The sequence below is a fragment of the Nocardiopsis alba DSM 43377 genome (assembly GCF_000341225.1).
GTDB classification, from domain to species: Bacteria; Actinomycetota; Actinomycetes; order Streptosporangiales; family Streptosporangiaceae; genus Nocardiopsis; species Nocardiopsis alba.
This window is the reverse complement of the sequence record NZ_ANAC01000011.1, coordinates 371,788-393,269: the sequence shown is the minus strand read 5'-3', so window position 1 is coordinate 393,269 and position 21,482 is coordinate 371,788. Positions and strand designations below refer to the sequence as shown.

Genomic DNA, 21,482 nt, shown 5'->3' with positions numbered 1-21,482 from the left:
CGAGGTCCTGCAAAGGAAACGTTCCCATATCCCCCGCTCGCGCACACATCGGGCCCCGGCCCGCTCCCGCCGGGGCCGTCCGTCCGGGTCAGTGACCGGCCAGATAGGGGTCGGTCACCCCGCCCGGGCAGGCGAGGGCGTCGACGTCCCAGCCGAGTCTGCGGGCGCCCGCCAGGTAGGCGCTCTGGAGGAACTCCAGGACGGTGGCCCGCGGATCCTCGGTCTCGCGCGCGTCCGCGTAGCGCAGCAGCGCCAGGTGCCCGTGCCCGCTGGGCCTCCACTCCGCGAACGAGGGGCTCAACGGTTCCTCGGTGAGCCCCTCGGGCTCGGGCGCCGCGTAGGCGTAGAAGCAGGGTTCGGGGACGTTGTCGTCACCGAACCAGAAGCCGAAGCTCACCACCTCGCGCGAGTAGGCCTCGCGCACCAGCTCCCCCGCCTCCTCCGGCTGCACGATGGTGTGCGCCGAGAAGCGGGTGACGGCGATGTCGAAGGTGTGCCAGAAGTGGTGCACGGGGCTGGTCTTACCGGAGAAACCGGACGCGAACTCCTCCAGGATCAGATTGACCCGGCTCAGGATCCGCCAGTACCGCGTGGCGTGTTCGGGCACGTAGACGGCGTGCTCGTGGTCCTCAGCGAAGGGACGGTCGGCGTCGGGCAGGTCGAACGGGAACGCGACCGGGATCCCGCCGTCCACCCCCAACGAGTCCAGCGCCGATTGCAGACGCAGGTAGAACGAGGCGACGCTGTTCCCTTGGAGGGGGAACGAGGCGGTGTCACCTTCCAGGTTGCTCGCGATCAACAGGTGGCGGACGAAATCGAAGTCGATGGTGAAGATCGGGTTGCCGTCCACCATCCCCATCGGTCGGGTGGTGATCCCGCTTCCGGTCAGGTGGAAGGGCACGTTCCACCAGTGGTTGCGTCGCGGGCTGTGCTGTAGGCGGACCTTGCCCACGATCTGCTCGAAGCGGTGGACGGTCTGCTTGGTCTCGTTCCACTCTTCGAGCGGGAACGCCGGGAAGAGCTCCATGGATACTCCATAGGTGATGTGCGTTCGGCCGGCCGAGGCGCCCTCGTGCCGGTTCACCAGCCCCGTCGGGCCGGCCGTCGGGCCTGGCCCGCGGCGGCCGGTTGCGGGTCGCGGGTGCGGTAGACGACGTAGGGGCGGAACAGGTAGCCGACCGGCGCGCTGAAGGCGTGGACGAGCCGGGTGAAGGGCAGCAGGGCGAACAGCCCCAGTCCCATCAGGGCGTGCAGCTTGTACGGGGCGTCGGAGGCGGCCATGGCGGCCACGTCGGGACGCAGGATCCAGATCGAACGGAACCACGGCGACACCGTCTCCCGGTAGTCGCCGGTGCGTCCGCCCGCGAGCTCCACCCCCGCGAAGTACACGGTCATGCCCAGACCGGTCACGATCGCCAGGACCAGGACCACGTACATGAGCTTGTCGTTGCGGGTGGTGACGCTGAAGACCGGACCCGTGGTCCGCCTCCGCCAGACGAGCAGGGCGATCCCGGCGAGCGTGCAGAACCCCGCGATCAGCCCCAGGGAGAGCGCGCTCACGTGGTAGAGCGTGTCGGAGACGCCCAGAGCGCGCGTCCAGGTGTCCGGGATCAGCAGACCCACGACGTGGCCCACGATGACCACCAACAGACCGAAGTGGAAGAGCGGGCTGCCGATCCGCAGCAACCGTGACTCGTACAGCTCCGAGGAGCGGGTGGTCCAGCCGAACCGGTCGTAGCGGTAGCGCCAGATCAGACCGCCCACCACGAGCACCAGCACCACGTAGGGCAGAACGCCCCACAGCAGCAGGTCGACCGGACCGTACCCGCTCATGCGTTCCTCCAGGTCACGTCCGTCAGCGGCAACGGCTCCCGGGGGCGCACCACCCTGTAGGGCTCCATCCCCACGTCCTCGGCGGGCGGCCCCTCGGAGGCCAGACGGCGGGCGCGTTCCTCGTCGGCGGGGCGAGGCGAGGGGAGCGTGCTCCGGACCGCCTCGATCACCCCCGCGTAGGGGGTGCCGTGCTCGCGCAGGGCCTCGGACAGCAGGTCGAGACCGGCCCGGTGCAGGACCAGCAGTTCCTGACCGGCGTCGGCGTCCCCCCGCGCGGCGAACTCCAGCATCACGGCCAGGTGGTCGGGCAGCTCACGGGCGTGGACCCGCCAGCCCGCCTCCGAGTAGACCCGCTTGATCTCCGCCAACGCGTGACCTCGGCGGCGGGTGTCCCCGTCGGTGTAGTAGGTCATGTGCAGCGCCCTGCGACGACGCAGGTCGAACACGTCCACGTAGTGCGCGGACAGTTCGAGCTCCGGCGTGGTGGAGGCGTGCTCGCAGAACCCCAGCAGTTCGGAACGGGCCGACCCCCGGGGCAGCTCCGCGACGGCGCGCGCCACGAGCGGCAGCTGTTCGAAGAAGGTCTGGTCCGGGTAGCCGAGCAGGACCGAGGCGGCCTGGTGGGTGACGGCGCGGGCGTGCGCGCGGCGTTCGGCCCTCGCGGCTCCGAGCCAGCCGGGTCCGGTACGCGTCCCGTCGTCGTTCGTGCCGTCGGTGGTGGTTCTCATGTCCGACCCTCCTCACGCGGGCCGGGATCCCCGCCCCGTTCGTCGTCGGTGTCGCCACCCTCGCGGGGTGGGAAGAGTCCGTCGGGACGGCCGTTGCCGTCCCAGTTCAGCAGGTTGACGCGGCCACCGGTACCCGATCGCCCCTCGGCGGTCTGCCGTTCGCGAAGCGCGTGGAAGGTCTCCACCGACGCCTCGTCGGGACGTCCGGAGGCCTCCCCGAAGGGGACCTCGCCGCCCATCCCTCCCATGCCGGGGCCGCCGTCGAAGTCCAGGGAGCACCCGACCTCCTCGATGACCCCCCGGTCGGCCTCGTCCACCCCGTAGGCGGTCGGTACGACGTACCGCTCGTCGTACTTGGCCAGGGCCAACAACCGGTACATGTCCTCGATCTCCCCGCCGGTCATGCCGACGTCGGAGGCGATCGACTCGTCGCGTTCCTGTCCCAGGTTGATCCGGCGCATGTAGGAGCGCATGGCGGCGAGCCTGCGCAGCACCAGGTCGACCGGGCCGGTGTCCCCCGCCGTGAACAGTTCGGCCAGGTACTCGACGGGGATGCGCAACGTGTCGATGGCCCCGAAGAGGTTGTCCTTGTCCTCACCGTCGTGACCGGTACGGGTGAGCGTGTCCACCACCGGGGACAGCGGCGGAATGTACCAGACCATCGGCATGGTGCGGTACTCCGGGTGCAGCGGCAGCGCCACCCGGAAGCGTTCGGCCAGCGCGTAGACCGGTGAGCGGGCGGCGGAGTCCACCCAGCGATCCGGGATGCCGTCGCGGCGGGCGGCGGCGCGGACCGCCGGGTCGTCCGGATCGAGGAAGACCCCCAGTTGGGCCTCGTAGAGGTCCTTCTCGTCCTCCACGGAGGCGGCCTCACCGACCCGGTCGGCGTCGTAGAGGACCACCCCCAGGTAGCGCAGGCGTCCCACACAGGTCTCGGAGCAGATGGTCGGCATGCCCACCTCCACCCGCGGATAGCAGAAGGTGCACTTCTCGGCCTTGCCCGTCTTGTGGTTGAAGTAGATCTTCTTGTACGGGCAGCCGGTCACGCACATACGCCAGCCCCGGCAACGGTCCTGGTCGACCAGGACGATCCCGTCCTCCACCCGCTTGTAGAGGGCCCCGCTCGGACAGGTGGCCACACACGACGGGTTCAGGCAGTGCTCGCAGATGCGCGGCAGGTAGAACATGAAGGTGTCCTCGAAGGACAACCGCACCTTGTCGCCGAGCCTGCGCACGATCGGGTCCTGAGAGGCCAGTTCGGGGCCGCCGCCCAGATCGTCGTCCCAGTTGGCGCTCCACTCGACCTTCATCGGTCTTCCGGTGAGCGCCGAGCGGGGCTCGGCCACCGGGAAGTCGTCGCCCGCCGGAGCGTTGATCAACGTGTCGTAGTCGTAGGTCCAGGGCTCGTAGTAGTCCTGGATGGAGGGCATCACCGGGTTGGCGAAGATCGTGGCCAACCGTTTGAGCCGTCCCCCCGAACGCGGCACCAGTGTCCCGTCGGGCCGACGGACCCAGCCGCCCTTCCAGCGTTCCTGGTCCTGGTAGGTCCGGGGATAGCCCTGGCCCGGGCGGGTCTCCACATTGTTGAACCAGGCGTACTCGACGCCGCTCCGGTTGGTCCACGCCTGCTTGCAGGTGACCGAGCAGGTGTGGCAGCCGATGCACTTGTCGAGGTTCATCACCATGGCGACCTGCGCCATCACCCGGCCGATCGGTCTGGTGTCCCTCTCCCCCGTCGAACGGGACGTTCCGGCGTCCTTCATCGGTACCGCACCTCCGTCACGCGCTTGCGCACGACCGTGACCTCGTCGCGCTGGTTCCCCGTCGGCCCGAGGTAGTTGAAGGCGTAGGTGAGCTGCGCGTAACCGCCGATGAGGTGGGTGGGTTTGACGAGCAGTCGGGTGAGCGAGTTGTGGATGCCGCCGCGACGTCCCGTGGTCTCGGTCTTGGGCACGTCGATGGTGCGCTCCTGGGCGTGGTGCATGTAGACCGTCCCGGTCGGCATCCGGTGGGAGACCACCAGGCGGGCCGCCACCACACCGTTGCGGTTGACCGCCTCGACCCAGTCGTTGTCGGAGGCCTCGATGGCCTCGGCGTCGGCCACGCTCATCCAGATGGTGGGGCCGCCCCGGGACAGGGTCTGCATGAGCAGGTTGTCCTGGTATTCGGAGTGGATGCTCCACTTGGAGTGCGGGGTGAGGTAGCGCACCACCACCTCCAGTTGTCCGGTCGGCCCGAGCCGGGGCTCGCCGAAGAGCGACGACACGTCCAGTGGCGGCCGGTACACCGGCAACGCCTCGCCGAACTCGTGCATCCAGTCGTGGTCCAGATAGAAGTGCTGGCGCCCCGTGAGCGTGTGCCAGGGCTTGTCGTGCTCGAGGTTGATGGTGAAGGGCGAGTAGCGACGGTCCGAGGACTCCTTGCCCGACCATTCCGGGCTGGTTCCCACCGGCGTGGGGCCCCGCGCGGCGTCGGCGAAGACCACCCTGCGTTCGGCGGCGTGGGCGATCAGCTCGTCCATGTCGGTCCCGGTGCGCGCGGCCAGACGTTCGAACCCCTGGGCGGCCAGACGTCCGTTGCTGGTCCCCGACAGCGCGAGGATCATCTCGCAGACCTTGACGTCGGTGTCCAGGGAGGGGCGCCCATCGGCGACCCCGCCGCGCACGGCCCCGTTGCTCTCGCGGAGCCAGTCGATCTCCCGGTCCGGTGTGAAGGAGACCCCCTTGACCGGCAGCCCCTTGCCCTCCGCGAGCGGCCCCAGCGCGGCCAGTTTCTGGGCGACGGCCGCGTAGTTGCGACGGACCGGGACGATCCCCGGCATCGTCCGGCCCGGGACGGGGCGCTCCCCCGCCTCCTTCCAGTCCGGCGGCACACCGTGCGGCTGGGCCAGCTCCCCCTCGGTGTCGTGCTGATGGGGGACGGCCACCAGGTCGGTGACCTCGCCGAGGTGGTCGACCGCCAGCTCGCTGAACACCCTCGCCAGGGAGTGGAAGATGTCGAAGTCGGTGCGGGTCTCCCAGGGCGGATCGATCGCCGGGTTGAAGGCGTGCACGTAGGGGTGCATGTCCGTGGTGGACAGGTCGTGCTTCTCGTACCAGGTGGCGGCGGGAAGCACGATGTCCGACAGCAGGGTGGAGCTGGTCATCCGGAAGTCGAGGGTGACCAGCAGGTCGAGCTTGCCCTCCGGTGTCTCCTCCCGCCAGGTGACGTCCCTGGGCCGGTGGTCGGGCCCGGCCGGTTCGCTCTGAAGGTTGGAGTGGGTGCCCAACAGGTGTTTGAGGAAGTACTCGTCTCCTTTGGCCGAGGAACCGAACAGGTTGGACCGCCAGAGCGTGAGCGTCCGGGGCCAGTTGGCCGGATCGTCGGGATCCTCGGCGGCGAAGCGCAGCGTGCCGTCGGCGAGCTGGTCGGCCACGTACTCGGCCGGATCCCGCTCCCGTTCCAGGGCCTCCTTGCCGAGCTGGATCGGGTTGCGGTTGAAGGTCGGATAGGAGGGCATCCACCCCATCCGGGCCGAGGCGGCGACCAGATCGGCGGTGTGCCTGCCCCTGACCCGGCCCGGCCCCAGCGGGGACATGAGCGCGTCGGCCTTGTAGGTGTCGTAGCGCCACTGGTCGGTGTGCAGGTACCAGTAGGCGGTACCGGCCATGAAGCGCGGCGGACGCGACCAGTCCATCGCCGAGGCGTAGGCCGCCCAGCCCGTGGCGGTACGGCACTTCTCCTGACCGACGTAGTGCGCCCACCCTCCGCCGTTGACGCCCTGACAGCCGGTGAGCAACAGCAGGGTCAGAAACGAACGGTAGGCGTTCTCCCCGTGGAACCACTGGTTGGTGCCGGCCCCGAGCACGATCATCGCCCGTCCCCCGCTGGCCTCGGCGGTGTCGGCGAACTCCCGGGCGATGCGCACCGCCCGGTCGGCCGGAACCGAGGTCAGGGTCTCCTGCCAGGCCGGGGTGCAGGCGCCGTCCGGGTCGTCGTAACCGGCGGGCCAGACACCCGGAAGGCCCGGACGGGAGACCCCGTATCGGGCCAGGAGCAGGTCGAAGACGGTCGTGACCAGACGACCGGCGACCCTGCGGACCGGAACGCCCCGGATCTCGACCTCGGCCGAGCCGTCGGGGGTGTCGAAGCGGGGCAGGGCGACCTCGGCCGCCTCGGCGCCCGCCGCGTAGAAGGTGAGTTCGGGGACCCGGCCCTCCAGGTCCAGGTTCCACCGGCCCTCGCCGTCCTCGCCCCAACGGTGACCGATCGTGCCGTTGGGGGCGACCGGGGCCTCGTCGCCCTCGGCCCAGAACAGCGGCTTCCAGTCGGCGTTGGCCGTCTCCTCCTCCCCCTCCAGGTCGGCGGCGGTGAGGAACTTGCCCGGCACCAGACGTCCGTCGCGTTTCTCCAGGGCCACGAGGAAGGGCAGATCGGTGTAGGCGCGGGCGTACTCCAGGAACCGCGGGGTGGGCTTCTCGACGAAACGTTCCCGCAGGATCACGTGCCCCATCGCCATGGCCAGCGCCCCGTCGGTGCCCGGATGCGGGGCCACCCACTCGTCGGCGAACTTCGCGGCGTCGTTGTAGTCCGGGGAGACCACGACCACCTTCTGGCCCCGGTAACGGGCCTCGGCCATCCAGTGGGCGTCGGGCGTACGGGTGACGGGGACGTTGGAGCCCCACAGGACGAGGTAGGCGGCGTCCCACCAGTCACCGGACTCCGGGACGTCGGTCTGGTCGCCGAACACCTGTGGTGAGGCCACCGGCAGGTCGGCGTACCAGTCGTAGAAGGACAGCATGGAGCCGCCCAGCAGGTTCACGAAGCGCGCGCCCACGCCGTGGGAGACCATGGACATCGCCGGGATCGGCGAGAAGCCGGCGATCCGGTCCGGGCCGTACCTCTTGATGGTGAACACGTGGGAGGCGGCCGCGATCTCCAGGGCCTCCTCCCAGGTGGTGCGGACGAGCCCGCCCTTGCCGCGCGCGCTCTGGTAGCGGCGGCGCTTGGCGGGGTCGGTGGTGATCTCCTCCCAGGCCGCCACCGGATCGCCCAGACGTTCCCGGGCCTCCCGGTACATCTCGAGGAGGACACCGCGCGCGTAGGGATAGCGGACCCGGGTCGGCGAATACGTGTACCAGGAGAAGGCGGCGCCCCGGGGACAGCCCCGAGGTTCGTACTCGGGACGGTCCGGACCGACCGACGGATAATCCGTGGCCTGCGTTTCCCAGGTGATGATTCCGTCTTTTACATAGACATCCCAGGAACAGGAACCGGTGCAGTTGACACCGTGTGTCGAACGCACCACACGGTCGTGGCTCCAGCGGTCGCGATAGAAGACATCGCCCTCACGTCCGCCATGCCTGACCTGGGCCCGGTCATGATCGAGCGGCTCCGATCCGGTCAGGTAATTCCCCAATCGGAGAAGGGCATCGCCCGCCCCACCGCTTTTACCCTGTTCCGCCATGAAGACGACACTCCATTTGCCCACCCGTTGCCAAGACGAAGAGAAGAACCCGGGAAAGCACTTCCGGCCCCGACCACATTCCGTTAATAAATATGCCTCGTACGGCACGGATGTCACGTTTCCCACACCGCTCGGAGCGACAATCTCGATAGCCGACATATGAAGGAGCCGTAATGCGAGCGGAAGTCGGGGAGCGGACCACCCGCTCCGGGACGGCGGGTGGCAACCTCGCCCTGGCGACGGCGGCGTTCGCGCTGACCTTCTGGGCCTGGAACCTGATCGGCCCTCTGTCACGCACCTACAGCCAGGAGTTGAACCTGACCCCGGCCCAGACGTCGATCCTGGTCGCCTTCCCCGTCCTGGTGGGGTCGCTCGGCCGCATCCCGGTGGGCACCCTCACCGACCGCTACGGCGGCCGGGTGATGTTCACGGCCCTGTGCCTGCTGAGCATCGTGCCGACCTTCCTCGTCGGCCTCTCCTCCGCCTCGTACGGAATGCTGCTGTTCTGGGGCTTCTTCCTCGGCGTCGCGGGCACCTCCTTCGCGGCGGGCATCCCGTTCGTCAACGCCTGGTACCGCCCCGAGAGGCGCGGGTTCGCCACCGGCGTGTTCGGCGCGGGCATGGGCGGTACCGCGCTGTCGGCCTTTCTGACGCCCCGCCTGGTGGAGGGCCTGGGGCTGTTCACCACCCACCTGCTGATGTGCGTCGCCCTGGCCGTGATGGGCGTGGTCATGTGGATGTTCGCCCGTGACGCCCCCGAATGGCGGCCCCGGACCGAGCCCGCGCTCCCCCGCATCCGCGAGGCCCTCAAGCTGAAGGCCACCTGGCAGGCGTCGGCCCTGTACGCGCTGGTCTTCGGCGGTTTCGTGGCCTTCTCGACCTATCTGCCGACCCTGCTCACCACCGCCTACGACTTCGCTCAGACCGACGCGGGCGTGCGTACCGCCGGGTTCGCGGTGGCGGCGGTCGTCGCCCGACCGGTCGGAGGCATCCTGTCGGACCGGATCGGGCCCGTGAAGGTGTGCCTGATCTCCTTCTTCGGCACCTGTGCCTTCGCCCTGGTGCTGGCGCTGCACCCGCCCGCGGAGTTCCCGGCCGGACTCTCCTTCACCCTGATCGCCGTGACGCTGGGGCTCGGCACCGGGGCGGTGTTCGCCCTGGTGGCCAAGTTGGTCGAACCCTCCCGCGTGGGCACGGTCACCGGTCTGGTCGGCGCGGCGGGCGGCCTGGGCGGCTACTTCCCGCCACTGTTGATGGGCGTGGTCTACCAGGCCACCGGGGCCTACACGCTCGGCTTCGTCCTCCTGGCCCTGGTCGCGCTCCTGGTGGCCCTGTACACGACGCGGGCCTTTCGCCGGGTGGGGTGAGGCCGCCGCGCCCGATGGGGGCGGTGCGGGACGGACGTCCGTTCCGCGCCGCCCTCGGCTCGTCCACAGGCTGTGGACGGCCCCCTACAGGGCGGCCAGGTCCCGGGCCCGGAGCAGGACCGCCGAGCGGTTGCCGACCTTCACCCGCTCCAGCGCCCGCACCCCTTCGGGGAGGCGGACCCGGCGGGTACGGGCCGTCACCACCACCACGGAGTTGCGGGGCAGCACCCGACCCATCGAGGCGAGCAACCCGTGGACGGGGTCCTCCGGCGCCTCTCCGTCCCAGTGCGTCATCTCGCCATAGGGCACGTCGGTGATCACCAGATCGGCGTCGACCGGCTCGGTGAGGGAGAAGACGTCGGCCACGGCGGACTCGTGCGGCAGGTCGCCGCCCATCGCCGCCAACCCCGCGGCCAGGTCCCGCGCCGCCTCGGCCCGCTCCACGAAGGCGACCCTGCCGAAATCGCGCGCCGAACGTCGCAGTTCGCGCTCGCGTTCGGCCAGTCCCTCTGCGGTGAGGAGTTCGAGGTTGCGCGCGGCGATGCCGACGGCGTCCGAGGACACGTCGCTCGCGCGCACGTGGGTGAGCAGGTCGCGGTGGAGCAGGCCCAGGACGGTCACCAGATAGCCGCTGCCGCAGCAGGGGTCCCACAGGCGGACCCGGTCGCCCTCGACGTGCACCATCGCCCGCTGGAGGAGTTCGTCGGCCAGTCTGACGGGGAAGCCCGGGTATCCCGGTGCGGATCGCAGTACCTGTCCGCTCGCCAACGCCGAGTGGTCCGCACGCTCCGTGGCGTACCGGTAGCTCACAACCGTCCCCCGTCTCGCCTACAACGTCCCCGACAACGCCGAAGGCCCGGTGTCGGCGGACACCGGGCCTTCGATGCTGCGGTCCTGACGGGATTTGAACCCGCGGCCTCCACCTTGACAGGGTGGCGAGCACTCCTAACTGCTCCACAGGACCTCGTTGCGTGTACAACTCTAGCGCGACTTCGGAGCGCTTCGTACCGCCGGCGCCCTAGAGTGACTCGAAAGCCGTTCGTACGACGAGAGGATCCCGGCGTGACCGACCCGTCCACCCCTCTGCCCTCCGGCCCCGACACCACCCGGGTGGACCGGTGGCTGTGGGCGGTACGCCTCACCAAGACCCGCTCCGACGCCGCTCAAGCCTGCCGTGGCGGGCATGTGCGCGTCAACGACCGCCCCGCGAAGGCGGCCACCACGGTCAAGGTCGGGGACCGGGTGAGGCTGCGCCTGCACGGGATCACCCGGATCGTGGATGTGACCCACATCATCGTGAAGAGGGTCGGGGCGCCTCTCGCGGTCCGCTGTTACGACGACCTCACCCCCACCCCGCCGCCGGAGGCGACCGGGCCGGTGATCCGCCGCGACCGCGGGGCCGGGCGCCCCACCAAGAAGGACCGCCGCATGCTGGAGCGCCTGCGCTCCGACGTCCCCCCGCCCGCCTGACCCGAGCGCCCCCTGTCCCGGCTCCATCGGGCTGATCCGCTCCCTCTAGGACAAGGGGTGGTCGGCGAGGAAGTCGACGACCGCCTCGGTGGCCTTGGGCGCGGCCTCGTGCGGGTAGCCGTGCCGGGCGCCGGGCAGGATCAACGTCCGGGCGTCCGGGATCCGCTCGGCGAGCAGTTCGGCGTTGGCGACCGGGGTCAGCTCGTCGTCCTCGCCGTGCACCACCAGGGTCGGCGCCTGGATCAGCGGGAGGCGGTCCCACCCGTCGTGCTTGAGGCTGGCCTCGTAGTGACGACGCTGGGCCCGCAGCGGGTTGCGCGGAAGGATCCGGGCGACCGTCTCCGGGTGGGAGTCGGCCCACTCGGGCGTGTAGAAGAGGTGGGCGATGAGGACGCGCCCCTCCTCGGTGTTGGCCTTGCGAAGGGCGACCGACGCATGGTGGGGGCGCTCGACCTCGTTGTCCCCGCCGGGCGCGGTCGACCCCAGCACCAACGCCCCGACCCGTTCCGGCGCCGACGCGGCGAGGGTCTGGGCGACCTTGCCGCCCATGGAGAAGCCGTACACGTGGGCCCGGTCGATCCCCAGGTCGTCCAGGACCGCCTGGGCGTCCCCGGCCAGCAGTTCCATGCTGTAGGGCCCGTCGACGGGAGCGTCGCTGCCGCCGGTTCCGCGCAGGTCCATCCGCACCACACGGTGGTGTTCCGCGAGGTCGGTGTACACCCCCTCCCACATCTCGTGGTCGAGGGATTGTCCGTGGATGAGCAGCAACGGCTCACCCGCCCCGTGGACGTCGTACCAGAGGCGGGTTCCGTCGGCGGCGATCGCGTGGTTCACGTCAACGGACACTACCGGACATAAACGTCGAACGACCTGGGCGATCCCCCTCGACGGAGGGCACGGTAGGGTCTCCCACTGGTCGTGGTGGAGCACGGAAGGGGCCTCGTGGGGCACAGGCGCGTGACCGGGCTCGCACCCGGCCGTGAGGCTCCCCGCATCGGGGCACGTTCCACCCGTTCGGTTCGAACCGAACCCCCCTCGACGAGCATCTTCCCAGTACCCACCACCGGTTGAGGAGCGCGTATGAGAACCCCTGTCATCGCCGCCGACTCCGACCAGGGTCCGCGAGCCGACCAGGAGGACGCCCACTCCCATCGGATCCTCACCCCTTCCGAAGGGTGGTGCGCCTCCCTGGCCGACGGCTTCGGCGACCACCCGCGGACGGGTGAGGCCGCCGAGCTCGCCGCCCGCACCGCCACGGAGGCCGAGGGGAGCGCCCTGGACGCGCTCCGGGCCGCGTCCGAGGCGATCGCCCGCGTCCATCCGGGAGCGGACTGCGCGATGGTCCACGCCCGCCAGGGCGACGCCGACGACCTCGTCGACATCGCCTGGGTCGGCGACTGCCGCGTCTGGACCTGGAGCCCCTGCGAGGGGCTGCTGCGGCACACCAGGGACCATACGCAGGGCCAGAGGATGCGCGACCGGGGCATCTCGGACCATCTCGCCCGGATCCGCGACCACGCGCTGACCCGCTCCGTGGCCACCGTGCTCCCGGACGACATCGGCACCACCACCGCGCCCGCGGCGGAGCTGGTCCTGTTGACCTCCGACGGCGTGCACGACCACGTCGACGAACTCCTCCTCGCCGAGTTGGTCGACGAGCACGCGGACACCCCCGAGGCCCTCGCGCGCGTCCTGATCGAGGCCGCGCGGGAAGGCGGAAGTCACGACAACGCCACCGCGCTGGTCGTCCGGTCGCCGATGCGCGTCTCGGAGCATCCGTCCCGTCAGGAACTGATCCTGGGCGGGCTGGACCTGGTCGGCGGCTTCGATGAGGAGGAGCCCGCACTGCGCAGGCTCGCCGAGGATCGTGCCGTGGGGATCGCCTGCGACGGATTCCTGTCGCGCGACGGCGTCACCTACTGGTGCACGAAGGACTCCGACCACACGGACCACCACGTGAGCTGGCACGGGGTCACCTGGGCCGAATCGGAGTCGTACCACGTCTCCTGAGCACCCGCCTCAAGAATGGTGATCCACGTCACTCACAGAAACCCGTTCATCTATTGATTTTCGATAGGAAACGATCGATAGTCGATATATGGATCGCTACTTCATCATCCTGCTGCGCGCCGCCGCCCTCGCGGCGATCCTGGTCGGACTCTTCGGCCAGTTCGTGGTCATCCCCGGCATGGCCGCCGACGAGGTCGCCCTCGTCCCCCAGTACGCCCCCTTCGCCACTCCCTACGTGACGGTCGCCGTCCTCATCGTGGCCTGCGTCCAGGTCGCCCTCGGCGCCGTGTGGGCCCTGCTCGGCATCCTCGACCGCGACGCCCTCTTCACCCCCAGGGCCTTCCGGTGGGTGGACGTCATCATCGGCTCGACGGTCGTGGCGACCCTGCTCACCGCCGGGATCGCGGTACACCTGACCGTGGCGGACATCCCCGCCCCCAACGGCAACATGGACGTGATCGGCGCGATGGGCGCGGCGATGGTGACCACCGTCGTGGGCGCCGCCCTCGCGATGCTGCTGGTCCTGATGCGCGGGCTGCTGCGCAAGGCGACGAACCTCCAGACCGAGATGGCCGAAGTGATCTGATGGCGATCATCGTCGATCTGGACGTCCAGCTCGCCCGCCGCGGCATGTCGGTCGGAGAGTTCGCCAAGGCCGTGGGGATCACCCCCGCCAACGTCGCCGTGTTGAAGAACGGCCGGGCCAAGGCGGTGCGGTTCAGCACCCTGGACGCCATCTGCCGTGTCCTGGACTGTCAGCCCGGGGACATCCTCCGCCGGGTCCCGGACGCACCGGAGTGAACGGGCCGGACATGACGAACGCCCGGGGTCCGTGGCCTCCCGGGCGTTCTTCGATGTGGCTAGGGGCGGGGTCGAACCGCCGACCTTCCGCTTTTCAGGCGGACGCTCGTACCGACTGAGCTACCTAGCCGCGATCACCGACGATGTCGGCGATACCTGCGGTCCTGACGGGATTTGAACCCGCGGCCTCCACCTTGACAGGGTGGCGAGCACTCCTAACTGCTCCACAGGACCTTGTGGCGCTTCCACACCCGGCCGGTCCGACCCGGTGTGTCTCGCTGCGGTTCCCATTCTGCCAGATGTCCGGCAGTGGTCTGACCGCTTCGTACCCCCAACGGGATTCGAACCCGCGCTACCGCCTTGAAAGGGCGGCGTCCTAGGCCGCTAGACGATGGGGGCCTGTGTGACCCCCTCAGCATAGGGGAGATTCGCACCAACTCCAAAGTGATAACCGAATCCCGACGAATCCCCTGAAGAGCCGGGTCCCGGGTCAGGACGAGGGCTCCTCGCTCGGAGAACCCTCGTCCTCGTCTTCGGGCACCTCACCGACGACACGGTCCGGGTCGGCCTCGATATGCCGTTCGACCTGCGCGGACGTGAGGCCGATCCCCCCGAGATCGATGTCGTCGCGCGCCTGGAGTCTTCCGGTCTCGGCGTCGAAGTACAGCACGGAGGCCTGATAGGGCGTGGGCCGTCCCCTGCCCTGTTCCAGACCGCTCAGACCCGCGCCTCCGGTGGATCCCTGTACGAGGAACCGGGTGCCCAGGTCGGTGAGCTCGGTGGATCTGCTGTGCTCGTTCCCGGCCAGGGCCAAGGGGACCACCCCGTCGAACGGGCGGGCCTGGGTCCTGGTGTGCAGGATCGCCACGTCCACGTCGTCGTCTCCTCCGGCGATCGACGCGGCCTGCTCCTCACCCAGCGCCGCCACTCCGGCGGCGTCGGGGTTGAGTCGGGTGGCGTCCGGGGTGAACCGGGGATCGCCCGCCCCGTAGAAGGTGAGTCCTCCGACCTCGGCCACGTCGTCGTCGAGGACCACCGCGTTGGGCTGGGCCGCGACCGCCCGCTGCGTGCCCATCGAGTCGTGCTGTCCGCGCACCCAGACGTAGGGCACGTCCAGCTTGCCGATCTCCTCGGCGAAGGCGTCCTCGGCGGCGCTGCCCCGGTCGGTCAGGTCGCCGGAGTCCACGATCACGTCCACCGCGTACTGCTCCCGCAGGGTGCCGATGATGCTCCAGGACGCCGGGTTGAGCTGGATGTCGGACACGTGCAGGACGCGGATGACCGACTCGTCCTCGTCGTAGACCGGCAGGGTCGAGGTGGCCTCGTAGATCATCGCCACGTTGCCGACGAGGCCGGCGAGCTGCTCCTGGTACTCGCTGAACCGACTGACCACGTCGTCGGCGCTGCCCACCACCTGGGGAGCGCCCGCGATGAGACCCGTGTAGCGCGGCTCGGCGATGGCGCTGGGGTTGAAGGTCAGGGCGGCCGCGCCCCCGGAGGCCACCAGGACGACCAGGGTGATGAGGGCGCTCGCCAGGGCGCGCCGGGCGTTCCGGAACAGCAGGAACCCCATCAGGGCCGCCCCGAGGACCGCCACGATCAGAGAGCGCAGGACGAGGGCGATCACGCCGTCGGTGAGGTCGGCTCCGATGCCCGCCGCCATACGGTCGATGGCCTCGGGGTCGGTGAACATCTCCTCCGCGGCGGACAGACGGATGTCGGTGATGGCCGCCTCGATCCGCAGCGGCGCCGCGTGGGTGTCGAAGGCCAGCTGCCCCAGTGGGGCGACATTGACGACCGTCTCCCCGTGCCACTGCGGGCTCAGCGAGAAGGTGACGTCGGCCGGGCCGATGGGGGTGACCACCTGGCCGCCCAGGGCCAGGCCGAGCCAACCGCCGAGCAGACCGGCCACGACGACACAGCTCCAGCGCCACGGGCGTCCGGAGCGCCATCGGCCCAGGGTCGCGCGCACACGGCCGAGCAGCTCGCGCGTGCGGTCGAGGGCACCACGAAGGTCGTAAGCGCGGATCTGTGACAACACATCCCCCATCATGCCGTTGCCGGGGGCCGTTCCCAATGCTTCCTCCCGCGCAGAGTGTTATGTCTCTTCCGCCCCGCGCCGTGGAGGCCCCACAATGACAGGTGTGGTGGAACTGACACGTAGGGACTTCGAGGAACTGGTCGCCGACGCCCTGGACCGCATCCCTCCCGAACTGGCCCGGCTCATGGACAACGTGGTGATCACGGTCGAGGAGGAGTCCGAGGAGGGGCTCCTGGGCCTGTACGAGGGGATCCCGCTCACCGAGCGGGGCGACGCGTACTTCGGGGTGCTCCCCGACCGGATCTTCATCTACCGGAACAACATCTGCGGGATCTGCGATACCCCGGAGCAGGTGGTGGAGGAGGTCCGCGTGACCGTGATTCACGAGATCGCGCACCACTTCGGGATCGACGACGACCGTCTCACCGAGCTCGGCTGGGGCTGAGGCGCCCCTGGCCGGAAGTCCGCCGCTCCACCGCCCTCACCTGCGAGAACGATCCGTGCATCGCGTGGGTTCCCCGCGCAGAACAGCATTCACGGGTGTTACCGGGAGCAACGAATCAGATACGAATACTCCTGACCCGCTTGCAGGCCGGCCCGCGTTCCGGAACCGTTGGTCATGGGGATACGACTCAGCGTGATCACAACCCGGTAACAGTAGGGAGTGCCCGGTGGGCGATCCGAACATCGATAGGGACCCCGGTGACGAGGAGCGCGCGCCCTCCACCGAACGGGACGACACATGGCGGAGCAGTTACCGCGACGTCATGGCGATCGGCGAGTTCCGTTCCATCTGGCTGGCCCACGCCCTGTCGGTGATCGGCACCAACCTGCTGAACATCGCGACCGCGCTGCTGGTCTACAAGGTCACCGAGTCGGCCTTCGCGACCGGTGTGACGCTCGCGCTGAACTTCCTGCCGCCGTTGATCGGCGGCCCCTTGCTCTCCGGGCTCGCCGATCTCCTGCCCAGGCGTCGGGTCATGGTGGCCTGCGACGTCCTGCGGGCCTGCGTCATCGTCCTCATCGGCGTACCGGGCATGCCGATCTGGGCGATCTGGTGCCTGATGTTCTTCTCGGTCCTGCCGGGCATCCCCTTCGCCGCGGCCCGCGCGGCGCTGCTCACCCAGATCATCCAGGGCGAGCGCTACGTGGCCAGCACCACGATCATCCAGTTGACCGCCCAGTTGGGCATGCTCATCGGTCTGATCGCGGGGGGTATGACGGTGGCCGTCGTGGGCCCCAACGTGACGGTGATGGGGACGGGGCTGCTCTTCGCCCTGTCCGCGCTGATCCTGCTGGTGGGCGTCAAGGCGCGTCCGCTGCCCCCGCGCGAGGAGGCTCCGTCCGACGGTCCGGCTACGACGGGACGCCGCCCCCACCTGCTGTCGATGTTCCGGGACGGCGCGAAGCTCGTCTTCTCCGACCCCAAGCTGCGGGTACTGATCCTGATGGCCTGGCTCGCCGGTCTGTACGGCATCCCCTACGGGTTGGCCACGCCCATGGCCGCCGAGGCCGGCGGCGGCCCCACCGCGGCGGGGTTCATCATGGCCGGAGCGGCGATCGGGGCGTTGTTCGGCGGCCTGATCCTCACCCGTCTGGTCCCTCCGACGACCAGGATCGGATTGCTGGGGCCGCTCGCCGCGTTGACGTCGGTCCCGCTCCTGCTCTGGGTCTTCCAGATGCCGCTGTGGGCGATGGTGCTCGCCCTGGCGGTGTGCGGCGCGGCCGGCTCCTACCAGTTCGTGGCCAACGCGGCCTTCGTCCTGTGCGTACCCCGGGAGGGGCGGGCCCAGGCGTTCGGCCTGGCGGCCTCGGGCATCCAGGTGGCCCAAGGGGTCGGCATCCTGGTGTCCAGCTACTACGTGGAGTCCTTCGGCACCGGTCCGGTGATCGTCACGGCCGGCGCGGCCTCCCTGGTCCTCGGCGTCCTCTTGGCGGTCCTGTGGTCCCGCCGGTCCGCTGAGGTCATCGCCCGTATGGAGGAGACCGAGTCGGAGAAGGCGGCCTAGACCGCCCGGCCGGCCCTCTCCGACCTCACGGTCTCACGGGTCGGGGTCAGCACTCCGTACCCCCGTGGTCACCACGGGGCTCGCAGGCCTCTTCGGCCTCGTGCTCCTCGCACTGGACGCGCGCGTCCCGACGTCGCCAGTCGGGGTGTGCCCTCAAGCTCCACATCATCGATCACTCGGCTTTCCCTGGAAGTTACGGATGATCTGCTCCAGCAGAGAACGGCGCTCGCTCTCGGCCGGCATCAGCAGCCAGGCCACGATATAGACGAACACACCACTGAAGCCCAGCAGGGTGAAGACCGCGAAGAGGACACGGATCAGGGTGGAGTCGATGCCGGTGTAGGCGGCGATACCGCCGCAGACACCGGTCAGGAAACGGTCGGAATCACTGCGCTGGAGTCGTTTGCTCCCGAAGTTCTCGCTCATGGTTCCAGCCTGCCCGTTCGGTGCGACGTTTCCCATCGGGGACAGCCCTGGGCCGCCCCTGACTTCCACCCCCCGGCCCTTCCGGGGGAGGGTCCTCGGCGGGGCCGAACCCCGCGTGAGGTGTGACGGATGGGGCTGGTGTGACGTTCCGGAGATCTGGACCACACATGTCGGCGAAGGCCTCGATCAGGGGCGCTCGTCGCGCCCGAAGGCCTCTCCCAGGGAGCGGAAGGCGTGCCGCAGAAGGGTACGGGCCGCCTCGATATCCGGATCGTCCCCGTAGGGGACACGCTTCATGGTGTGCCGGATGACGGACATCGCGGAGGCGGCGATCAGCGAGGAGCGGATGTCGTCGGCGGGGGTGCCGGAACGTTCCGCGATGGCGGCGGCCAGTTCCTGTTCGGCCCGATGCAGTCGGGCGAGGAAACCGGGCAGAAGCTGGGGTTCGCGGTCCAGGAGCTCCTTGCGTCGGGCGGCCTCGGCCTGGTGCGTGGCGAGGTCTCCGGAGCCCAGGAGGGAGTCGATGAGCAGGTCGATGAGGTCTTCGACGAAGTCGCCGGTGGGCCCGCCCTCGACGAACACCTCGCGTTCGTGTTCACCGGGTGTGAAGGGTCCGTCCCCGAGGAGGGCCTCCTCCTTGGTGGCGAAGTAGTTGAAGAAGGTGCGCGCGGAGACCTCGGCCGCGGCGGCGATCTCCTCCACGGTCACGTTCTCGAGTCCGCGCTCCAGGGTGAGCCGAACCGCGGCGCCCTGGAGTGCACGCCTCGTGGCCTGCTTCTTTCTCTCTCGCAGCCCCATCGGTCCTCCCCAGTACACGACCAATAATTTCAGACCGTGCAAACATTCTCAATGTGTATTTTTTCACCCAACGCACGCGGGTCCGGCCCTTACGGACCGGACCCGCGTGCGGAGCGTGCCCTTGGGGGCACGCGTTGCTAGAAAGTACACGACGGCGGTGACACGGGGTAAGTGTCGAAGGCCCCGCGTGAACGCCCGTCGGCACCGGACCCATGGGGGATCCGGGCTACGCTCCCCCGTTCCGGGCTCCTCGGACGATGCCCTCGACGAGCTCCAGCGCCCGGTCCACCCTCTGCGGGGTGACGAAGTAGTGCGGCGAGGCCCGGACGATCTCCGTCAGGCCGCGCCGTTCCATATCGATCCGTGTCGACGCCTCTCGGCTCACCGTCACGGTCACGTCGGCGCGCGCCAGGGCGGCCACGACCTCGGGCGCCGGCACGCCCTCCACGTCGAACGTGACGATCCCCGAGTGTCGGGCCCCCAGGTCGTGCACTCTCACACCCTCGATCCGGGCGAGCCCCTCGCGCAGCCGGCCGCTGATGCCCCGGACCGCCTCACGGATCTCCGGGACGCCGAGTTCCAGGGCGTACCGCGCCGCCTCGATGAGCCCGAGCCGGTCCGCGATGCTCGATTCCCAGAGCTCGAACACCTTGGCGTCGTCGCGGGCCCGTGTCCGGTCCGGAGCGGTCCACTCCCCGCCGTGGTGGTCGATCTCGTCCAGGATCAGATCGTCCAGGATGGAGCGGCGCGCGTACAGGAAACCCGTCCCGCGCGGGCCGCGCAGCCATTTGCGTCCCGTCCCGGCGATGAAGTCGGCCCCGGTCTCGTCGGCTCGGCACGAGATCTGGCCCACGGACTGGCATCCGTCCAGGAGGACGAGGGCCCCCACGTCGTGGGCGGCGTCCACCACCTCGCGTACCGGGTTCAGCAGGCCGCCGTTGGTGGGGGCGTGCACGAGGGAGACGAACCTGACCCGCTCGTCCAGGAGTTCGCGCAGCGCGGTCGGGGAGACTTCTCCGGAGGGGTCGGAGGGAACGACCTCGACGCTCGCCCCGACCGCCTCGGCCCGACGCAGCATGGCGACGGCGTTGCCTCCGTATTCGACCTCGGTGATCAGGATCCGGTCGTTCTCCTTCAGGGGGATCGACCGGAAGGCCGCGAACCACGACCGCGTGGCGCTGTCGGTGAAGGCGATCTCCTCGGGGGCGCATCCGAGCAGTTCGGCGAAGACGGAGTAGCCCGCCTCCAGGTCCTCCTCCCGTTCCGCCGCCGCGCGGTAGCCGCCGATCTCCGTCTCCCTGCGCAGATGGTCGACGACGGTGTCGGCCACGCGCGCGGGCGCCAGGGAGGAGCCCGCGCTGTCCAGGAAGACCTGGCCGTTCCGGCAGCCGGGGGTGTCGAGTGCGGTCGTCTCCGGGTCGATCGTCATGTGCTCCACCGTTCCTCGTTCACCGGGGGGTCGCGCGCCCTCCCAGAGGGGGTGGAACGAGAGGGGCGCCGGGATCCTTGTTCCCTCGCACACCCCTCCCACACCCGGCCCGGGCCCGGCTCAGCCTCGGGAGGCCCGCTCCCCACGGGCCTCGCGCACCCGCACCAGTTGGGCCAGGAGGGCCAGCACCGGCAGTTCCAGGAGCGGCCCCACGACCAGGGCGACCGCGATCAGCGGCCGGTCGGGGAAGGCCGCCACCGCGATGGCCAGCGCGATCGGCGAGTTGCGCGCGGTGACCGTCATGGTCAGTGTCACCCGCTGTGCCGCGGGCAGTTTCAGGAGGCGGGAGAGCCCGGTCGCGATCAGGGGCAGCAGGACGAAGAAGATCAGCAGGGGCGGCACCAGGACCAGGAGGTCCGCGGCGTGGTCGAGCACGACCCGGGCCTGCCAGGCGAACATCGCGAACACGGCCGCGTACAGCAGGGGGAGCACGAGGGTTCCGGCCGGGGAGAGGATCCGGCGCTCCCGCCAGTCGGCCCCCTTCCAGCGCTGCGACGCCCAGCGCAGCAGCATCGCCAGGGCCAGCGGCACCACGAGTACCAGGAGCACCGACTCGGCCAGCGTGCCCACGTCGACCATCGCGGCCCGTCCGCCCAGCAGCAGCACGTACACCGGCAGCAGGAGGAGCTGAAGGACGAGGTTGACCGGTAGCAGGGCGGCCGCGATACCGGTGTGACCGCGCGCCATGGCGGTGAAGACCAGATACCAGTCCGTACAGGGGGTCACCAACAGCAGCAGGAGTCCGATGCGCAGGTCGGGTTCGCCGCCCAGCAGTCCGGCGCCCAGCGCCCAGGCCAGGGCCGGGGTGAGGACGAAGTTCAACACCAGACTGACGACCACCAGGGTCCTGGCGTTACGGACCTCGCCCACGTGGGCGGCGTCCATCTGCACGAAGACACAGGCGAGCATGGCCAGCAGGGCGGGCAGCACCACGTGTTCGGCGGCCGGGCCGATGGGCAGGAGCAGGCCCGCCCCCAGACCGGCGAGGGCCGCCAGGGCCACGAAGAGGCTCTGGAGGCGTTCGGCCAACGACATGGGTTCAGTTCTCCTTGAGGGGGACCGGC

19 protein-coding genes and 4 tRNA genes are annotated in these 21,482 nt (G+C 69.8%); 7 read left to right on the top strand and 16 right to left on the bottom strand.

Annotated features, from left to right (window positions below; translation table 11 throughout):
- Positions 1 to 88: 88 nt before the first annotated feature.
- The 5 genes from D451_RS0111605 to D451_RS0111585 are packed head-to-tail and all read right to left on the bottom strand — an operon-like array spanning position 89 to position 8,007.
- On the bottom strand, positions 89 to 1,027 hold the full coding sequence (locus D451_RS0111605; protein WP_014908784.1) for a DUF5996 family protein: 939 nt from the start codon (positions 1,025 to 1,027) through the stop codon (positions 89 to 91).
- 53 nt (positions 1,028 to 1,080) lie between these two features.
- A complete protein-coding gene (gene narI / locus D451_RS0111600; protein WP_017534524.1) occupies positions 1,081 to 1,833 on the bottom strand; it encodes a respiratory nitrate reductase subunit gamma in 753 nt (250 codons plus the stop codon).
- Positions 1,830 to 2,561 (bottom strand): nitrate reductase molybdenum cofactor assembly chaperone, encoded by a 732-nt coding sequence (narJ, locus tag D451_RS0111595; RefSeq protein ID WP_017534523.1) that lies wholly within the window; start codon positions 2,559 to 2,561, stop codon positions 1,830 to 1,832. Before narJ ends, narI begins: the two co-directional genes overlap by 4 nt.
- The gene (narH, locus tag D451_RS0111590; protein WP_017534522.1) at positions 2,558 to 4,324 is read right to left on the bottom strand and encodes a nitrate reductase subunit beta; all 1,767 of its coding nucleotides are present in this window, start codon (positions 4,322 to 4,324) and stop codon (positions 2,558 to 2,560) included. Before narH ends, narJ begins: the two co-directional genes overlap by 4 nt.
- Positions 4,321 to 8,007, bottom strand: a complete 3,687-nt coding sequence (locus D451_RS0111585; protein WP_017534521.1) for a nitrate reductase subunit alpha — start codon at positions 8,005 to 8,007, stop codon at positions 4,321 to 4,323. The genes narH and D451_RS0111585 overlap by 4 nt, the downstream gene beginning before the upstream one ends.
- Before the next feature lie 173 nt (positions 8,008 to 8,180).
- On the opposite strand from D451_RS0111585, the gene D451_RS0111580 reads away from it, so the two are divergent.
- Positions 8,181 to 9,374, top strand: a complete 1,194-nt coding sequence (locus D451_RS0111580; protein WP_017534520.1) for an MFS transporter — start codon at positions 8,181 to 8,183, stop codon at positions 9,372 to 9,374.
- A gap of 84 nt (positions 9,375 to 9,458) precedes the next feature.
- Here D451_RS0111580 and D451_RS0111575 read toward each other — a convergent pair whose 3' ends face one another.
- Positions 9,459 to 10,184: an rRNA methyltransferase gene (locus D451_RS0111575; RefSeq protein WP_017534519.1), complete on the bottom strand. Its 726-nt coding sequence runs from the start codon at positions 10,182 to 10,184 to the stop codon at positions 9,459 to 9,461.
- A gap of 79 nt (positions 10,185 to 10,263) precedes the next feature.
- Positions 10,264 to 10,338: transfer RNA gene (locus D451_RS0111570), tRNA-Asp, on the bottom strand.
- Between the two features lie 98 nt (positions 10,339 to 10,436).
- Between D451_RS0111570 and D451_RS0111565 the strand changes: the two genes are divergently transcribed.
- Entirely contained in the window at positions 10,437 to 10,844 is a 408-nt protein-coding gene (locus D451_RS0111565) for an RNA-binding S4 domain-containing protein (protein ID WP_014908956.1), read from the top strand.
- 45 nt (positions 10,845 to 10,889) lie between these two features.
- Here D451_RS0111565 and D451_RS0111560 read toward each other — a convergent pair whose 3' ends face one another.
- On the bottom strand, positions 10,890 to 11,678 hold the full coding sequence (locus D451_RS0111560; protein ID WP_017534518.1) for an alpha/beta fold hydrolase: 789 nt from the start codon (positions 11,676 to 11,678) through the stop codon (positions 10,890 to 10,892).
- 246 nt (positions 11,679 to 11,924) lie between these two features.
- Between D451_RS0111560 and D451_RS0111555 the strand changes: the two genes are divergently transcribed.
- From D451_RS0111555 to D451_RS0111545, 3 genes are all read left to right on the top strand, one after another.
- On the top strand, positions 11,925 to 12,854 hold the full coding sequence (locus D451_RS0111555; RefSeq protein WP_017534517.1) for a PP2C family protein-serine/threonine phosphatase: 930 nt from the start codon (positions 11,925 to 11,927) through the stop codon (positions 12,852 to 12,854).
- Positions 12,855 to 12,942: 88 nt separating this feature from the next.
- Positions 12,943 to 13,440 (top strand): DUF2975 domain-containing protein, encoded by a 498-nt coding sequence (locus D451_RS0111550; RefSeq protein WP_017534516.1) that lies wholly within the window; start codon positions 12,943 to 12,945, stop codon positions 13,438 to 13,440.
- Entirely contained in the window at positions 13,440 to 13,655 is a 216-nt protein-coding gene (locus D451_RS0111545) for a helix-turn-helix domain-containing protein (RefSeq protein ID WP_017534515.1), read from the top strand. Before D451_RS0111550 ends, D451_RS0111545 begins: the two co-directional genes overlap by 1 nt.
- Positions 13,656 to 13,711: 56 nt before the next feature.
- Here D451_RS0111545 and D451_RS0111540 read toward each other — a convergent pair.
- The 4 genes from D451_RS0111540 to D451_RS0111525 all read right to left on the bottom strand — a co-directional run bounded on the left by D451_RS0111540 (position 13,712) and on the right by D451_RS0111525 (position 15,705).
- A tRNA-Phe gene (locus D451_RS0111540) sits at positions 13,712 to 13,785 on the bottom strand.
- 29 nt (positions 13,786 to 13,814) lie between these two features.
- Positions 13,815 to 13,889: transfer RNA gene (locus D451_RS0111535), tRNA-Asp, on the bottom strand.
- A 92-nt stretch (positions 13,890 to 13,981) separates the two neighbouring features.
- Positions 13,982 to 14,054 (bottom strand) — tRNA-Glu (locus D451_RS0111530).
- A gap of 91 nt (positions 14,055 to 14,145) precedes the next feature.
- Positions 14,146 to 15,705 (bottom strand): metallophosphoesterase family protein, encoded by a 1,560-nt coding sequence (locus D451_RS0111525; RefSeq protein WP_086003592.1) that lies wholly within the window; start codon positions 15,703 to 15,705, stop codon positions 14,146 to 14,148.
- Positions 15,706 to 15,790: 85 nt separating this feature from the next.
- Here D451_RS0111525 and D451_RS0111520 point away from each other — a divergent pair, with 85 nt between their 5' ends.
- Both D451_RS0111520 and D451_RS0111515 read left to right on the top strand, forming a co-directional pair.
- Positions 15,791 to 16,141 carry a metallopeptidase family protein gene (locus D451_RS0111520; protein WP_014911118.1) on the top strand — a complete coding sequence of 117 codons (351 nt, stop codon included), beginning with the start codon at positions 15,791 to 15,793 and terminating at the stop codon, positions 16,139 to 16,141.
- A gap of 226 nt (positions 16,142 to 16,367) precedes the next feature.
- Positions 16,368 to 17,705, top strand: coding sequence for an MFS transporter (locus tag D451_RS0111515; protein WP_014912026.1), 1,338 nt, complete (start codon positions 16,368 to 16,370; stop codon positions 17,703 to 17,705).
- 165 nt (positions 17,706 to 17,870) lie between these two features.
- On the opposite strand, the gene D451_RS0111510 is transcribed toward D451_RS0111515, so the two are convergent.
- The 4 genes from D451_RS0111510 to D451_RS0111495 form a co-directional block, all read right to left on the bottom strand.
- Complete coding sequence (locus D451_RS0111510; RefSeq protein WP_014908525.1) at positions 17,871 to 18,131, bottom strand: PspC domain-containing protein; 261 nt, start codon at positions 18,129 to 18,131, stop codon at positions 17,871 to 17,873.
- Between the two features lie 186 nt (positions 18,132 to 18,317).
- Positions 18,318 to 18,929: a TetR/AcrR family transcriptional regulator gene (locus D451_RS0111505; RefSeq protein ID WP_017534513.1), complete on the bottom strand. Its 612-nt coding sequence runs from the start codon at positions 18,927 to 18,929 to the stop codon at positions 18,318 to 18,320.
- A gap of 226 nt (positions 18,930 to 19,155) precedes the next feature.
- Positions 19,156 to 20,358, bottom strand: coding sequence for an aminotransferase class V-fold PLP-dependent enzyme (locus D451_RS0111500; RefSeq protein ID WP_017534512.1), 1,203 nt, complete (start codon positions 20,356 to 20,358; stop codon positions 19,156 to 19,158).
- 120 nt (positions 20,359 to 20,478) lie between these two features.
- Positions 20,479 to 21,453, bottom strand: coding sequence for an arsenic resistance protein (locus D451_RS0111495; RefSeq protein ID WP_017534511.1), 975 nt, complete (start codon positions 21,451 to 21,453; stop codon positions 20,479 to 20,481).
- Positions 21,454 to 21,482: the final 29 nt, after the last annotated feature.

Coding starts and splice junctions, on each gene's coding strand:
- D451_RS0111605 (WP_014908784.1), bottom strand. CDS start 1,027: ATGGAGCTCTTCCCGGCGTTCCCGCTCGAAGAGTGGAACGAGACCAAG.
- narI (WP_017534524.1), bottom strand. CDS start 1,833: ATGAGCGGGTACGGTCCGGTCGACCTGCTGCTGTGGGGCGTTCTGCCC.
- narJ (WP_017534523.1), bottom strand. CDS start 2,561: ATGAGAACCACCACCGACGGCACGAACGACGACGGGACGCGTACCGGA.
- narH (WP_017534522.1), bottom strand. CDS start 4,324: ATGAAGGACGCCGGAACGTCCCGTTCGACGGGGGAGAGGGACACCAGA.
- D451_RS0111585 (WP_017534521.1), bottom strand. CDS start 8,007: ATGGCGGAACAGGGTAAAAGCGGTGGGGCGGGCGATGCCCTTCTCCGA.
- D451_RS0111580 (WP_017534520.1), top strand. CDS start 8,181: ATGCGAGCGGAAGTCGGGGAGCGGACCACCCGCTCCGGGACGGCGGGT.
- D451_RS0111555 (WP_017534517.1), top strand. CDS start 11,925: ATGAGAACCCCTGTCATCGCCGCCGACTCCGACCAGGGTCCGCGAGCC.
- D451_RS0111550 (WP_017534516.1), top strand. CDS start 12,943: ATGGATCGCTACTTCATCATCCTGCTGCGCGCCGCCGCCCTCGCGGCG.
- D451_RS0111545 (WP_017534515.1), top strand. CDS start 13,440: ATGGCGATCATCGTCGATCTGGACGTCCAGCTCGCCCGCCGCGGCATG.
- D451_RS0111525 (WP_086003592.1), bottom strand. CDS start 15,705: ATGGGGGATGTGTTGTCACAGATCCGCGCTTACGACCTTCGTGGTGCC.
- D451_RS0111520 (WP_014911118.1), top strand. CDS start 15,791: ATGACAGGTGTGGTGGAACTGACACGTAGGGACTTCGAGGAACTGGTC.
- D451_RS0111510 (WP_014908525.1), bottom strand. CDS start 18,131: ATGAGCGAGAACTTCGGGAGCAAACGACTCCAGCGCAGTGATTCCGAC.
- D451_RS0111505 (WP_017534513.1), bottom strand. CDS start 18,929: ATGGGGCTGCGAGAGAGAAAGAAGCAGGCCACGAGGCGTGCACTCCAG.
- D451_RS0111500 (WP_017534512.1), bottom strand. CDS start 20,358: ATGACGATCGACCCGGAGACGACCGCACTCGACACCCCCGGCTGCCGG.
- D451_RS0111495 (WP_017534511.1), bottom strand. CDS start 21,453: ATGTCGTTGGCCGAACGCCTCCAGAGCCTCTTCGTGGCCCTGGCGGCC.